This is a genomic window from Achromobacter sp. D7-1, from assembly GCF_059760445.1.
Genome location: NZ_JCBAMT010000012.1, coordinates 97,799 through 112,602, shown reverse-complemented (window position 1 = coordinate 112,602; position 14,804 = coordinate 97,799). Strand labels below are relative to the sequence as shown.

The 14,804-nt window shown below is 64.0% G+C and carries 13 protein-coding genes; 7 read left to right on the top strand and 6 right to left on the bottom strand.

Annotation, left to right across the window (positions count from 1 at the left end; all coding sequences use genetic code 11):
• Positions 1 to 83: 83 nt before the first annotated feature.
• The 4 genes from AC6LKD_RS08045 to AC6LKD_RS08030 form a co-directional block, all read right to left on the bottom strand.
• Complete coding sequence (locus AC6LKD_RS08045) at positions 84 to 1,436, bottom strand: CsgG/HfaB family protein (RefSeq protein WP_013392003.1); 1,353 nt, start codon at positions 1,434 to 1,436, stop codon at positions 84 to 86.
• Positions 1,437 to 1,497: 61 nt separating this feature from the next.
• Complete coding sequence (gene lpoB / locus AC6LKD_RS08040) at positions 1,498 to 2,112, bottom strand: penicillin-binding protein activator LpoB (RefSeq protein ID WP_013392004.1); 615 nt, start codon at positions 2,110 to 2,112, stop codon at positions 1,498 to 1,500.
• Positions 2,113 to 2,130: 18 nt separating this feature from the next.
• The gene (locus AC6LKD_RS08035) at positions 2,131 to 3,474 is read right to left on the bottom strand and encodes a COG3014 family protein (protein WP_492274932.1); all 1,344 of its coding nucleotides are present in this window, start codon (positions 3,472 to 3,474) and stop codon (positions 2,131 to 2,133) included.
• A gap of 330 nt (positions 3,475 to 3,804) precedes the next feature.
• A complete protein-coding gene (locus AC6LKD_RS08030) occupies positions 3,805 to 4,572 on the bottom strand; it encodes an extracellular solute-binding protein (protein WP_013392006.1) in 768 nt (255 codons plus the stop codon).
• Positions 4,573 to 4,855: 283 nt separating this feature from the next.
• Here AC6LKD_RS08030 and AC6LKD_RS08025 point away from each other — a divergent pair, with 283 nt between their 5' ends.
• The 6 genes from AC6LKD_RS08025 (at position 4,856) to AC6LKD_RS08000 (ending at position 11,547) form a co-directional block, all read left to right on the top strand.
• Positions 4,856 to 5,683 (top strand): lysozyme inhibitor LprI family protein, encoded by an 828-nt coding sequence (locus AC6LKD_RS08025; protein ID WP_498115785.1) that lies wholly within the window; start codon positions 4,856 to 4,858, stop codon positions 5,681 to 5,683.
• A 439-nt stretch (positions 5,684 to 6,122) separates the two neighbouring features.
• Complete coding sequence (locus AC6LKD_RS08020) at positions 6,123 to 6,845, top strand: DUF4377 domain-containing protein (protein ID WP_492274962.1); 723 nt, start codon at positions 6,123 to 6,125, stop codon at positions 6,843 to 6,845.
• A 130-nt stretch (positions 6,846 to 6,975) separates the two neighbouring features.
• Positions 6,976 to 7,482 carry a sigma-70 family RNA polymerase sigma factor gene (locus AC6LKD_RS08015; RefSeq protein ID WP_492274929.1) on the top strand — a complete coding sequence of 169 codons (507 nt, stop codon included), beginning with the start codon at positions 6,976 to 6,978 and terminating at the stop codon, positions 7,480 to 7,482.
• Positions 7,479 to 8,462 (top strand): FecR domain-containing protein, encoded by a 984-nt coding sequence (locus tag AC6LKD_RS08010; protein WP_498115783.1) that lies wholly within the window; start codon positions 7,479 to 7,481, stop codon positions 8,460 to 8,462. Before AC6LKD_RS08015 ends, AC6LKD_RS08010 begins: the two co-directional genes overlap by 4 nt.
• A gap of 66 nt (positions 8,463 to 8,528) precedes the next feature.
• Entirely contained in the window at positions 8,529 to 10,967 is a 2,439-nt protein-coding gene (locus tag AC6LKD_RS08005) for a TonB-dependent siderophore receptor (RefSeq protein WP_498115781.1), read from the top strand.
• A gap of 136 nt (positions 10,968 to 11,103) precedes the next feature.
• Positions 11,104 to 11,547: a CopD family copper resistance protein gene (locus AC6LKD_RS08000; protein ID WP_498115779.1), complete on the top strand. Its 444-nt coding sequence runs from the start codon at positions 11,104 to 11,106 to the stop codon at positions 11,545 to 11,547.
• Between the two features lie 54 nt (positions 11,548 to 11,601).
• Here AC6LKD_RS08000 and AC6LKD_RS07995 read toward each other — a convergent pair whose 3' ends face one another.
• Positions 11,602 to 12,051, bottom strand: coding sequence for a DUF6389 family protein (locus tag AC6LKD_RS07995; protein WP_013392013.1), 450 nt, complete (start codon positions 12,049 to 12,051; stop codon positions 11,602 to 11,604).
• A gap of 95 nt (positions 12,052 to 12,146) precedes the next feature.
• Entirely contained in the window at positions 12,147 to 13,052 is a 906-nt protein-coding gene (locus tag AC6LKD_RS07990) for a LysR family transcriptional regulator (RefSeq protein WP_498115777.1), read from the bottom strand.
• 133 nt (positions 13,053 to 13,185) lie between these two features.
• Here AC6LKD_RS07990 and AC6LKD_RS07985 point away from each other — a divergent pair, with 133 nt between their 5' ends.
• Complete coding sequence (locus tag AC6LKD_RS07985; protein WP_498115775.1) at positions 13,186 to 14,769, top strand: sulfatase family protein; 1,584 nt, start codon at positions 13,186 to 13,188, stop codon at positions 14,767 to 14,769.
• The last annotated feature ends 35 nt before the right edge of the window (positions 14,770 to 14,804 follow it).

The following is a 14,804-nucleotide window of genomic DNA, read 5'->3' as shown; positions in this document are numbered from 1 at the left end:
GCCCGCATTTCCCATCAGGAAATGCGGGCTTTGTTTTTCGGCGCGCCTGCAGCCGGGTGCGTCCGCAGGGGCGATGGAGGACGTCAGAGAATGACGCCTCCCGCCGAATCTATCTTCTGATCGGACTTCGGCGGCGCGGCTCGTTTGGGCGGTGTTTTCTTGGCCGGCTGGGCGGGCGGGGCGGCCATGCGGGCAATCGAGCCCTTGGCAATGGATTCCAATTGGCCGTTTACCACGGCGCCATAGGCCACTTTCGCCTTGATTTCGCCGATCTTGATCGAGGCCACCTTTTCTTCGGTTGCGCCGAGTTTCTCGCCGGTGTCGGGATCGACCAGTTCCTCGCCAGTGGCGTAGATGTCGTAGACCTGACCTTCGTTCACGCTGCCCATGCCGCGGTTGATGATCACGCGGCCGTTCTGCACTGCCACGACTTTGGCCGGGTTCACGATCTCAATGATGTCGCCGACCATCTTGCCTTGGAATTGTTCCATTGCCGCGCTGATCTTGTTGCCGCCCGAGGCAAACGAGGCCGAGTCCGACCACTTCACGGCGCGGGTCGCAGCCTCGACCAGGGTGTAGCGTACTGAGGCGCGGGTGGCTTGCGAGACTTCGCGGGTGGATTCGCCGGTGAGCTCGACGTTGTTTTCCTGGACCCGGGTCGAAACGCTGGCTTGCGTCAGGTCGATGATCAACAGGAAATCCGCCCCTGCCGCCTGGCCCAGACGGGCGCGCTGCTGGTCGGATACGTTGTCGCTGGCCAGGAAGTCGTTTTCCTTTTCGAAGGCGGCGTCATTGCTGCGGTCCAGAACGGTGAAGCGTCCGCTCTTGACCAGCTTGTCGGTAACCGATTGGCGCATGTCCGCCGACAGGGCGCTGCGGCGCAACTTGCCGGTCGTGACGATGGCGATGCTGTCGCGTTCCAGCTTGGGAGATTTTGCCTGGTACTCGAACTTCTCGATCGTTACCGACAATTCGACCATGCAGCCTTTGCTGCCGCCGCACTCCTGCTTGGTCACCGAGTAACCTTTCACCTTGCCCTGCGCGCGCACGTCATTCGTGCTGCCGACGCCTGCCTCGACCGTCGTCTTGCTGGACGCCTGGGCTTGCGCCGAGGCGCTGGCATTGAGGGTTTGCTCGTTGTTGGTGACCGTATCCTTGATCAAGCCGCTGTCCGTGTTCTGCTCGGTGCGCTTGGCGTCGAGTTCAGCCGAGGCCTGGCCTTCGGCATCCCGTTTGACCTGTACGTAGGCTTTCGGGCTGGCCGAGCGCGTTGCAACGGCGGCGCCATTGACTTGCTTGATGGCATTGCCCAGGGCCGATTCGACGGCCTGCTCGAAGGTGTCGCCGTACCCGACCGCGGGCACCGTGACATCTTCGGCGCTTGCCGCGTGGGCGACGCAGAACACTGCCGCGCCCAAAATCCATTTCTTCATCATGAATCTGCTCTCGAAAAAAAGACCGCCTGCTGCAGGCAGGCGGCCTATTCGTCCATGACCCTTACCAGGTCACCGTGCGGTTGTCGCCGCGCTTGATGATTGCTTCTTCGCCTTCCCAGTAAGCCAGACCGTTGTCCAGGTTGGTGAGCGTCAGCTGGAAGTAGTAATCGACTTGCTGCGTGCGGCTATCGACGCGGTTGTTGCGCTGCAGGATCTTGCCCGACAGCGAAAAGTCCGGGGCGACCACGCGGCCGTCCTTCTTCACGGTGGCCTGATTGACCATCTTCGAGCCCTTCAACGCGCGCGATTTTGCGGTCATTGCGTCTTCGGGACCGTTCAGGCCGACTGCCGTCGTGATGACGAAGCGGCCAGAGTTGAGCAGGCTCACGCGAATCTTCTTGGTCAACTGGTCGGTGTCGATGCGTTGCGCCGTGTCGTTGGTGAGATTGGACATCGCGATCACGAAACGTCCGCCCTGGGCAGCCTTCGGGTGCACCATCAATGGCGAGTTCAGCATGTCGTTGACCATCTTGTTGGCCGCCGATTCGAAGTCCTTGTAGTCCAGCCCCATCACCGCGACGTTATCGGTCTTCTGGTTGACGTATTGGGTCGTGGGTGCGCAGCCCGCCAGCGTTGCCGCCAGCAAGGCGGCCGTAAGAGAAAGCTTTACGCTCATGGTGTTCCTAGTAGATCGTTATTTGGAGGCCAGAATGTCGACGCGAGGCGGAATAGCGGCATTCAGGGCTCGCACATACACGACTACCGGTCTTTTTTCCTGGGGTAGATCGACCACGATGTCTTCATGGCCGGGGACGCCCAGCGTCAGCTGGTTCGACTGGGGATAAGGCACGTTCATCAGCTGGAAGTTGTGCGGCAGCGTCGACCACGAACGCAGGTCGGCTTGCGTCGAAATAGCCTGCGCTATCCCGGCCAACGTCCCCAGTAGCGGGCTGGAGTCGTTCAGCTGCTTCTGCAGCACGGTCTTGGCCGTGGCGCGCGCGATTTCCTTGATCAGGATGGCGTTGAAACGGGTCTTGAATTCGCCGCGGATGATGGTGTCCATGTCCGCCAGGACTTGCGTTTGTTGACGTCCAGCGCTCAGGTAAGGGTAGGCGGGCGTGCCTTCGCGCATGACCGGAAGGGCAATGCCGGTGTACTTGATGTTGCCGCTCACCAGGAACAGGGGCAGGTCGATCCGCAATTGCTCCTTGTGCGCAGCCGTGCCGTTCTCGAAGACGATCCAGACCGCGGGCTTGAGCTTGCCGCCCTTGGACTGGGCTGCCGCAGCGTCGATCTTGACCTGCGTATTCTTGGTCAGCGCATACGCGCGCTCCAGGCTGGTGCGTGCCTTATCTGCATCGGCCTGCCCTTCGCCGTTGATCAGAAAGTACAGGCCATGCAGGTAGAGTGCGGCCGGGTTGACGTAACCGGCGTAAGGCGTCCACTGGGACAAGTCGACGCCGGCCTTGAGCAGGGTCTCGTCCGTGCTGGACAGGCTGCGGTTGACCAGGTCGGAGTTTTCGCCCTCTTTCAGCTCATCGCGCTGCTTGCTGATTTCGGCCTCGAAATGTTCAGCTGCGCGACGCTGGCGGTCATCGCTGCGGTTCCATTCGACACGCGCGTTGGCATGGTCGCCCAACTGCCAGAAATTCAAAGCCTTGTAGGTATTGAGCATGACCGTGTCGTACACGGCCGGAGCGTAGGGCAGTACGTTGTCATTGGCCACGAGCGACAGGGCGTGATTGCCGACACTGGCCGCCACATTGCGCGTGTCGTCGTCCTTCATCAGCTCTTCGGCGCCGTCCAGCATTTGCGTGGACCGCTCGGGCAGGCCGCTTTGCCGCAAGAGGGTTCCGGCTTCCAGGGCCCAAGGCAGATCCGTCGGAGCGGCGCCTTCGGGACCTGCCGCCAGCACCGCGTTACTGGTGGCCGCAGGCAGATTGCCGCCAGCCAGATCTCGTGAAAAGTCCTTTCGTGCTTGAGGGTTGGCGCAACCCGCCAACACCACGGCCAAGCCTGCAACAGCAGCCCACTTCATTGCTTCTCCACAAGTGTGATTAAATATTATTAATTGTGAAATTGTTATTCATTTATTCACATTTAATCACAATGTAAACATATTAGCAATTTTGTGACTATTTTTGTTTTATTTTGTCTTATTTTTGGGCGTCATTATCAATAGTCGTCGTAGTTCCAACGCCGACGGCGGTTTAGCCGGTAGTGCGATCGATGAAGGCAAGCAAGGAGAGTCCGCTCCCAGGCGATCAAGGCGATGCGGGAGCGGATTATCTAGAGATTCGGAAGGCCGCGGTTTCCGGGAGACCGAAGGACGCGGTGCCTTATGTATTTGCCGTCAGGCAGTCCGGCCTCAATCCGTTTTCCAACCCCACTTCTTGAAGATCGCCCGGCCTTCGGGCGCGGTCAGGAAGTCGACAAAGGCCTGCGCCTGGGCATTGCCCTTGCCTTTTTTGGTGACGACGGCGCCCGCGTCGCGATAGATGCGGTATGGCTCTTCCACCTCGACCACGCCGGCCAGTTCCGGGTTCGACACTTGCCAGATGTTCCAGATCAGCCAGGCGTCTATGGTCTTGTCCTCGGTCCATTGGGTACGCGCCTGGGCGCTGTTGCCGGCTTCGGGCAGCACCAGGTTGGCGCGGAAGGCACGCACGGTCTCGATGTCGCCCAACCGGCCCGCCACGTCTTCCCATAGTCCGGTCTGTCCCGCACCGGACACAGCCATGACCTTGACGCCCGGTTTGAGCAGATCCTTGAAGCCCTTGATGGCCTTGGGATTGCCCGGGCGCACCAGGATGGCCGAGGGCCTCAGGTACAGCGTGCGGGCCTCGCGCAATTCGAACACGCCCGGCAGCGCCGTTGCGAAGCCGCTCATCATGTTCTCGGCGCCGCTGTAGATCACGTCGGCGTCCTGCTTGGCCTTGTCGGCCCAGGCGGGCGTCGGGCCCGCGGTGACGGCAACGTCGATGCCGTGCAGCTTGCCGAACGCCGCAGCCGCTTCCTTCATCGCTGGTGCGGGCCCGCCCGGTCCGTACACGTTCAGGCCGGGAGCGGCCCAGGCACTGCCGGCCGCGGTGCAAGCCAGGGCAATGCCGCAGGCAAGGGATCTGATCGACTTCATATCAATACTTCCGTTCTGCGCCGTGAGGCCGGTTGCGATAACCGGCGTGATCGGCTGGTTGATCCATAGCGCGCCGCGAGGTTTCCAATGCGGCTCGCCACCCGGTAGACGCGCAACAGAAGGGGAATATTCCGGCGAGGACGTTGCAGAGGGTAGAACTCTGTTTCCAGTCTGTTAAAAAGTCCCGTGCAAAATTGCAGCCTTGCCGCCGCCTCGCGATGGACGACGACACAGTCTTCAGGCATCGAGACAATGCGAGGCGCATCCTCACGAGAAACTTCACATGAAATCTGGAATCACCGCAGGCCGCTTGTTGTGCGTGGCGGGGCTGTTCGCGCTTGCCGCGCCCGCATACGCGATCGATTGCGCGAAAGCCGCAAGCGCCGTGGAAAAGCTGATCTGCTCGGACCGTAAGACCGTGTCGGCGGATGCCGAGCTGAACCGCGCTTACGCCGCCCTACTGAAGCAGGCGCCTGATGGCGATATCCGCGCCATGCTGGCGCACAACCAGAAGCGCTGGATCGCGGCGCGCGACGAGGCGCTCGCGAACCTGATCCAGGATCCGGGCGCGGTTCCAGAGGGCAAGACGGCTGCCGCAGTCGCCCGCGAGCTGATCCGTGACCGCGCGGCCGAACTCCAGGCCACGCGCAAGGGCGCTGCGCTGCCGGACCTCATCAGCCGCGCGGTCAGCCAGCAGCAGTTCCAGGCGCAATTCACCGGCGGCGCTTACGCCGGCTACTCGACTTCATGCGACTTCTTGCCGGGCGAACACGCCTACTATGGCTGCTTCGCGACGCGGCATTACCAGAACAAGGACCGCATCTGCTCCGTCGACGAGTACTGGGCCACGGGCAGCGTCTATACCAAGCGCTATGTCGCCAACGTGGTGGATGGCAAGCCCCAGTTGGCGGCGTCGTGCTCGTTCAGCAGCTCGGACGAGGCATGCTCCGATACCATGGGCGAGACCAAATGGAACATGAAGCCGCAACAGCCGGACTTTTCCTATCCCGCCAAGCCGCTGCCCAAGATCGATGGAGAGATCATGGGCGACGACGATTACGAATGGGCCCGGGCGTGCCTGACCGGCGCGGCCTATCCGCAAGCCAATTAAGCGCGGAGTGCCTCGCAAGGGCGGCAGGCCGGATGCCGGCGAGATTTCATGATGATTTCCGCACTTTGCCGGCAGGAAGGGGTGGTGTTCGCAATACTTGCAGTATTTTGCGGGTAATGTGTCGAATGGTAATGTCTGGGTGAGGGCCGCGGACACCCGCCTGCGGGCCGCAGCCGCGCCTGTTGCAGGAGAGGAAATCCGGTCGTGCGCGCGTCGTTTATCGCGTTTTTCAGGCCGGATCTACCGCAAGATTTTGAAACCGACTGGACGGCGCCGAGTCCAAAACGTCCATTCTGCGAACGTAGAATCCCGCTTTTCATCAGTGCCATCCGGCTGACAGGAACGAATCATGAAGAAAACCATCCTCCTTGCGTCCGTATGCGCCGCGCTGCTGCAAGCTTGCGCTCCGACCTCCTCTCCCCGTGAAGGATCGTCCTCCATGCCCACTACCGCCACTACGCCCGCCAGTCCCGACGTGAATCTGCCCGCCTATTACTGGCGCCTGGCTTCCGCCACCGACGCGGCTGGCAAGCCCATTGCCGCGCTCCAGGCCGGCGTCGAACACCAGTTGCGCCTGTCGTTCTCGCAGGACGCCCTGAACATCCGCGGCGGCTGCAATGCGCAGTTTGGCGGCTACACCTACAAGAACGGCGTGCTGCAGGTGGCCAACCTTGCGTCGACGATGAAGGCCTGCGACCAAAGCCTGATGCGTCTGGACGCCGAAATCGGCCAGCGCATGAAGGGCGAATTGCGCGCCACGTTCAGTGGACACGCCTCCGAACCCGGGCTGGAACTGGTCGCGCAGGACGGCAGCGTCCTGAAGTTTGTCGGTGAACCCACGCCCGAGACCCTGTACGGCAGCGCTGGCGAAATCATGTTCCTGGAAGTGGCCGCGAAGAAGACCGAGTGCAGCCATCCGCTGATTCCCAACTATCAATGCCTGATGGTGCGCGAACGCCGCTACAACGAAGCCGGCGTGCAGCAGCCGACCAAGGACAAGTGGCATCCGCTGTATCAGTCCATCGAAGGCTTCCAGCACCAGGACGGCGTGCGCACCGTGCTGCGCGTGAAGCGCTACGACTGGAAGAACCCGCCGGCGGACGCGCCCAAGCAGGTGTATGTGCTGGACATGGTGGTGGAGCAGGACGCGTCGAAGAAGTAAGACGCCAGCTCCACCTGGATAGCCCGATTGCGCCCGGCCCCTGGAGACAGCGGCCGGGCGCAGTCATTTCACCCGGCGCGGGCACAATATTGTAAATTATAGTTATTCTCATTTATAACCGTGCGTCTTCATGGCCGCCTCCGACCCCTCTCCGCGGCATCCCCTGCACACGCTGTACCAGGAACATCAAGGCTGGCTGCAGGGCTGGCTGCGTAAAAAGTTGGGATGCGCCTGCGACGCCGCCGACCTGGTGCACGACACCTACCTGCGTGTGCTGGCCCGTCGTGAACCTGGCGACATCCGCGAGCCGCGCTCCTATCTGGCGACCATCGCGCACGGCCTCATGGTCAACCACCTGCGGCGCAGGGATCTCGAACGCGCCTATCTGGAAACGCTGGCGCACCTGCCCGAAGCGCAGTCGCCGTCGCCCGAGTCGCGCGCCATGGCGCTTGAAGCCTTGTGCGAGATCGATGCCATGCTGGACGGCTTGCCCGTCGCGGTGCGGCGCGCATTCCTGCTTTGCCAGCTTGAAGGCCTGACACACGCGGACATCGCCAAGACCTTGGGGGTGTCGGTCGGCTCGGTGCGGCTGTACATCGCCCGCGCCCTGCGGCAATGCCTGGAATTCGCGCCATGAGCGCCGGCGAAGCAGGGCGCATCGACCCGCAAGCGCTGGACGGCGCGGTGGAATGGTTTCTGCGGCTGACCTCGGGCGCCGTCAGCCAGGCGGACCGGGAGGCATGGCAGGCCTGGCGCCAGGCCGATCCCGAACACGAGCGCGCCTGGCAGCGCACCGAAGCCTTGACGCGCCGTTTCGAGGCGCTGCCCAAGGGCATGCTGCCGGTGCTGGGGCGGCCGCGCTCATCCGCCCGCCGGGCCGCGCTGGGCAAGCTGCTGGTGCTGATCGGCGCCGGCGGGGCTATCGGTTACGCCCAGGTCGATGAGGCCTGGCGCGGCTGGGTGGCGCAGTACCGCACGCCGGTCGGCGCGCGGCGCGAGGTGCTGTTGGCGGACCATAGCCGCGTAGTGCTCAATGCCGCCACGGCCATGGACGTGCTGTTCGATGCGCAGCAGCGGCTGATTGCCTTGCACGGCGGCGAAATCCTGATCGAAACGTCTCCAGACCCGCAGCAGGTTGCGCGGCCCTTCATCGTGCGTACCCGCGAAGGCAGCATCACCGCGCTGGGCACGCGCTTCGTGGTCAGGCGCGACGACGGCGTATCGGCGGTGCAGGTGTTGGAAGGGGCCGTGCGCGTGGCGTTGCCGGGGGCGCCCGCGGATGCGGCGCGCATCGTGTCGGCGGGCATGGGCTTACGCTTCACCAGCGGGCATATCGACGGCGCCGAAGCGCTGGTTGGCGATCCTTCAGCCTGGCAGCGCGGCATGCTGCAGGTCGACAGCATGCCCTTGAGTGAATTCCTGCGCGAATTGCAACGCTACCGCAAGGGCTGGATCGATTGCGCGCCCGAAGTGGCGCATCTGCCCATTTCCGGCGCTTTCCCGCTGGCCGAACCCGACCGGGTGCTGGCCACGGTGGCGGACACCCTGCAGCTCGGCCTGCGCTATCGCACCCGTTACTGGGTGTCGCTGGTGCCGCGCGGCGAGACTATTTTGTAACGGCGACTAGCACTTTCTGCGTCTTATCTGGCTACGAGGATAAGACCAATATCTGGAGTGCATGTCATGCCCCGTCAGCTTCCCCCGTTGCGCGCAAGCGTTTCCCTTCCTGCACTGCTCGCGGCCGGCGCGTTCGCGCTGCCGTTGGCCGGGGTAATGTCGCCTGCTCATGCGCAGGCGCCTGCCGGGCAGATCAGCGTGGCCATCGAGCCCGGACCGCTCAGCGCGGCGCTTTCGGCCTACGCCGCCCAGGCCGGCGTCCTGCTGTCGTTCGATCCCGCCCTGACGCGCGACCTGCAATCGCCCGGACTGCGCGGCAGCTATGGCTTCGAGGACGGGCTGCGCCAGTTGCTGGCCGGCAGCGGCCTGGAGCCGGCGCGCCGCGCCGACGGCGGCTATACCCTGCGCAAACTGCCGCAGAGCGAGATCACGGCCTTGCCCGCCGTGACCGTCACCGGCGCGGGCGACGAAGGTCCCTCCGAAGGCACGGGCTCCTACACGGTGCCGGCGACCAGCGCCGCCACCCGCATGCCGCTGTCGCTGCGCGAAACCCCGCAATCCATCAGCGTCGTCACGCGCCAGCAGATGGACGACCAGAACCTGAACACGCTGGACGAGGTGCTGCGCCAGACGCCCGGCATCGCCGTCGACCGGCTGGATGAGCGCGTGCAGTTCACTTCGCGCGGCTTCGCGTTGAACACCATGCTCGATGGCGTACCCACGCTGTCGTTCAAAACGCCGTCCGCCGAAGCGGGCATGATCAACACCGCCATCTATGACCGGGTGGAAGTCGTGCGCGGCGCGGCGGGCCTGCTCAACGGCGTGGGCGAGCCTGGCGGTTCGGTGAATCTGGTGCGCAAGCGCCCCACATCGGAATTCGCGGGGCATGTCACCGCCGGCGTCGGCCGCTGGAACAGCTACAACGCGGAAGTGGACCTGGGCGGCCCGCTGAACAGCGCCGGCACGCTGCGCGCCAGGGTAGTTGCCGCCCGCACTGCGGGCGACAGCTTCATCGACTACAAGAAGCGGTCCGACGATGTCTTCTATGGCATTCTGGAAGCCGACATCCTGCCGGGCACCACGGTCAGCCTGGGCTACGAGCACCAGAAGACCGCCATCGACGGCGCCAACTTCGGCCAGGCGCCGCTGTTCTACAGCGACGGCACGCGTACCAATCTTCCCCGATCCTTCAATCCCGTGACGCCCTGGAGTCAATGGGACATGTACACGGACCGGATATTCGCCACGCTGGACCATCGCTTCAGCAGCGGCTGGCACATCAAGATGGATGCCAGCCGCTTGAAGAATGAAAGAAGAGCGGCCTGGGGCTATCTGCTGGCGTACCGGCCCATAGATCCGTCGGGTGCCTCCACCATCGAACTGCGCGACAACCCGGCAGACTCGACCAACAAATCCTTCGACATCTACGCCGAAGGGCCATTCCAGGCGTTTGGCAGGGAACACCGCGCCGTGTTGGGGATGAGCTACAACCGCTACACCAGCGAACTCAATCTGAATTCGGCAAACCCTGCCGGCTGGGACCGCCGCCCCGTGAATTTCTACGAGCTGCGCGACGTCCCCAAGCCGTCCATGCCCTACACCTTCTTCAACACTTTCCTGGATGCGAAGGAAACCGCCATCTATGGTTCGGCGCGGCTGAAGGTTGCGGACCCGGTGTCGGTGATACTCGGCGCCCGGACTACGTGGTACGAAGAAAATTCATCGTCCTACAACGGCCCCGCCAATCTCTGGACCACCAACCCGACCGCCAAGGAAAACGGCGTCTTCACGCCCTATGCCGGCGTGGTCGTGGACGTAAGCAAGGACTTCTCCGCCTACGCCAGCTATACCCGGATCTTCATTCCCACCACATCGCGGGACGCCAGCAATGTGGTGCTGCCGCCGCAGACCGGGCAGAACTATGAAATCGGCCTGAAGGGCGAACACCTGGACGGCAAACTGAACTCCAGCTTCGCGATCTTCCGCACCCAGGAGGAAAACGTCGCGGTCGAGGACCCGTCGAGCCCACCGCTGCCGGACGGGAGCACGCCCTACCGCGCGGTCAAGGGCGCGCGCAGCAAGGGTTTCGAGCTGACCTTGGCCGGCGAAGTGGCGCCCGGCTTGCAGCTGATGGGCGGCTATACCTACTTTGCCAAGCGCGACGCCGAAGGCGGCTTGCTGCTGCCCAGCACGCCCCAGCGGCTGTTCCGCCTTGCTGCCAGCTACCGGCTGCCGGGCGAGTGGAACAAGCTTACGGTCGGCGGCAACGTCAGCTACCAGAGCAGCATCTACTACGACGAGGCCAGCGGCCTGGGACGCGCCACCCAGGGCGGCGTCACCTTGTTTGGCCTGATGGCGCGCTATGACTTCAATAAGCATGTTTCCGCTTCCGTCAACGTGGAAAACCTGACCGACAAGTACTACTACAGTGGCTTGGGGGGCTACAACGGCTACAACTACGGGACGCCCCGCAACGTCTGGATGAAGGTGAGCTACAAGTTCTGAACGGGGCTGCGGGGGCGGTGAGAGTCAGGCGTCGGGGGAGCGTCCCGTGCCAGCAGGGGACGTTTGATGTTTGTCATGTTGCAGCGAACGGCGCGGATGAGACAATCCTGACTGATGGTCTTTCCCACACGCAGCCATGAACACCTACCCCTTGCTGCTCATTCTGCACCGGCTCGCCGCCTTCCTGTTTGTCGGCACCGTCACCTTCGAGGTGCTGTTCCTGGAGCCCGTGCACAAGCGCCTGTCGCCTGACGTGCGCCGTGCGCTGGGCAGCCAGTTGGCGCCGCGCGTGCGTGCCGTGCTGCCTTGGTCGGTGGTGGTGCTGTATCTGGCCGGCCTGGGCCTGGCCTGGCAGTATCGCAGCGCGCTGGCCGATCCGTTCGCCTCGTCCTTCGGCCTCTTGCTGTCGCTGAAGATCGCGCTGGCCTTGAGCGTGCTGGTCCATGTCGCCACCGCCCTGACGCTGGCGCGGCGCCAGCGCCTTACCGGGGCCTTGAGCCGGCGCATGCATGTCAGCGTGTTCTGCCACATGGTGCTGATCGTGGTGCTGGCCAAGGCCATGTTCTATGTGACCTGGTGAGCGCGGTTCGCGCTGGCGACGAGCTGTACGCCCGATAAGGGCAGCCGACGCAGCCTATGCCGGCAATACCAGCGGCTCGCGCGTTCCGTAGCCTTCTTCCCCATACGCCAGCCCGGGCAGCGGCGAACGGCCCTGGCCGCTGGCTGCCCACAGTTCCGCCACCCACTGCATCGCCGTGTCGACGATGACGTCCTGCACGTTGAAGCCAGCTTCGTCCGACGCGAACAGGGGCACCTCGGGTTCGATGCCGTCTTCCGTATGGCGGACGTCGAACAGGTAGCGGTGACCTTCGATGGCCTTGTTGAGCACGAACAGGTCCGGACCTTCCAGACTGGCAACCACGGAAAACGTGCCTTCGCCGTCCTGGTCTGGGAACACCACGAAGTGGATCTCGCGCGCTTTGGGCGGCAGGGCGGCGATCAGCGCCGCCAGCGTGGCGTTGGCCGCGGCGCCGTGGGCGCGCAGGATGCGCAGCAGTTCGATCTGGTATTCGGATTGGGTCATGGAAATTTCCGTTCAGGGCCGGCCGTGCGCCGGCGCGTCCGCCATTGGATCCGCGGCGGCGAGTCCCGTGAATTATCTGCCATTTTCCATGACGGTCACCGCGCCAGCCGCATGCACTCCATGAAGTACGCCGCATGCTCCGATGCCAGCGCGGCATCGCGCCACACCATGCCTGTGATCCCCCGGCTGCGCATCGGCAGCGGCAGTACCTTGATCATGTGCTGCTTCGCGAAATGCCGTGCCAGCCGCTCCGAGATCGGCAGCACCAGGTCCGATCCCTCCAGCAGCGCCACATTGACCAGTACCGACGACGATTCCACCTGATGCCAGGGCGTGGGCTGGCCGGCCAGCGCCAGTTCGTAATCGATGCGGATCCGCATGGGCGTCGAGTCGCCGGGCGCGATCCAGGGATACTCCTGCACATCCTGCCAAGTCACTTTGCGCCTTTTCGCCAGCGGGTGCGCTGTACCCACGGCCAGGCAGATGGGCTCGCCGTACAGCTCTTCGTAGTGCAGGTTGCGCGGCAGCGAGTGCTGCTCCAGACGCCCCACCAGTACATCGAAGGTGCCTTCCTGCATCAAGGGCAGCAGGTAGTCCAGCGTGTTCTCTGTCAGGCGCAGCAGCACACGGGGATAGCGTTCGCGGAAGCGCTGGATGCTGGGCGGCAGCAGCACCGGCGCGATGTTGGGCGTGACGCCGACCGCCAGCGTGCCGGTGGCGCCGCGGGCCAATTGCGCCATGGTGTCCTGGGCGCGTCCCAGCTTGCCCAGGATCTCGCGCGCGTGAGTGCGCAATTCCAGGCCGTAGTGCGTGGGCTCGATGCCGCGTGCGTGACGGTCGAACAGCGTCAGGCCGATGTCTTCTTCCAGGTCCTTGAGCCACTTCGACAACGCGGGCTGCGTGATGTTGAGTTCCGCGGCGACCTGGCTCAGGTTGCGGGTTTCGCACAGGCGCACCAGGATGGCCAGGTGGCGCAGGCGGATGCGGTGGGTCCAGTCCATGCGTGCGTCCTTTAGACATAAATTCACGGTTATGGCTCGGTAATATTAATTCATTATCAATTTATGCCTCCCCTGCACATAATGGCCTGACAACAGAGCCAAGCCGGCGCAAAGCCGGCGGCGAGGAGACACGATGCAGCCGAATTTCCTGCTATTCATCACGGATCAGCAGCGCGCGGACCATCTGGGCAGCTATGGCAATGCCATGCTGCGCACGCCGGAACTGGACGCGCTGGCGGGGCAGGGCTGGTCAGCGGACCGCTTCTATGTGGCGTCGCCCATCTGCATGCCCAACCGCGCCACCCTGATGACCGGCCGCATGCCCTCGGTGCATGGCGTGCGCCACAACGGCATTCCGCTGTCGCAGCGCGCCACCACCTTCGTTGACCGCCTGCGCGGCGCGGGCTATGCCACCGCGCTGATCGGCAAGTCGCATTTGCAGAACATGACCGGCAAGCCCGCCATCTGGCCGCCGGCGGGTGATGGCGCTCGCGGCGAGGCCTGGACCGCCGAGCCCGGCAACTACGACCAGGAATGGGGGCCGCTATGGCGCACGGATCCCAGGCATGACCTTGACATGCCGTTCTATGGCTTCGAGCGCGTGGCGCTGGCGGTGGACCACGGTGACCAGGTTTGGGGCCACTACGAGCGCTGGCTGGCGCGGGAACACCCCGAAGCGCGGTGTCTGTGGGGCCCTGAACACGCCTTGCCCGCACCTGGCTTTGTGCTGACGCAACATCACCAGGCCTGGCGCACCCGCGTGCCTGAGGAATGCTCCACCACCGCGTACGTCGGCGACCAGACCATCGCGCAGCTGCGCGAGCATGCCGCCAGCGGCAAGCCTTTCTTCATTCAGTGCTCATTTCCCGACCCGCACCATCCCTACACGCCTCACGGCAAATACTGGGACATGTACCAGCCTGACGACGTGATCCTGCCGGAATCTTTCCATGCCAGCGCCGCGCCGGGCCATCATCCGCCGCCGCACGTGGCCTGGATGCACCAGCAGCGCGACCAGGGCAAGGCCGTCAAGCACACGCCTGCGATCTTTGCCTGCACCGAGCGCGAGGCGCGCGAGGCGATTGCGCTGAACTACGGTTCCATCAGCCATATCGACGCCACGATAGGCCGCGTTATGCAGGCGCTGCACGAGAACGGGCTGGACGACAACACCGTCGTCATCTTCACCAGCGACCATGGCGATTACTTCGGCGACCACCAATTGCTGCTCAAGGGGCCGATCCACTATCAGAGCCTGATACGCACGCCGTTCATCTGGCGCGATCCGCAGGCAGCTCCGGTCTCGCCGCGCAGCCAGGCGCTGTGCTCCACGGCCGACATCGCTGCCACCGTGCTGGCGCGCGCCGGCCTGCCGGCCTACAACGGCATGCAGGGCGCGTCCCTGCTGCCCCTCATGTCTGGCGAGGCCGACACCGTGCGCGATGCGGTGCTGATCGAGGAAGAGGGCCAGCGCACCATGTTCGGCTTTCCCGGCCGCACCCGCATGCGTACCTTGCAGACCGCGCGCCACCGTCTCAGCGTCTATGCCGATGCGGCCTGGGGCGAACTCTATGACCTGAGCGAAGATCCCCACGAGCTGCGCAATCTGTGGGACGACCCCGCCGCCAATGCGCTGCGCGCCGAATTGCTGATGGAGCTGTCGCGCAGCATGATCCGCCACGCCGAGACCAGTCCGCATCCCAGCGCCATTGCCTGATGCCCCGCAACGGTGCCGGCCTCGGGGTCGGCGCC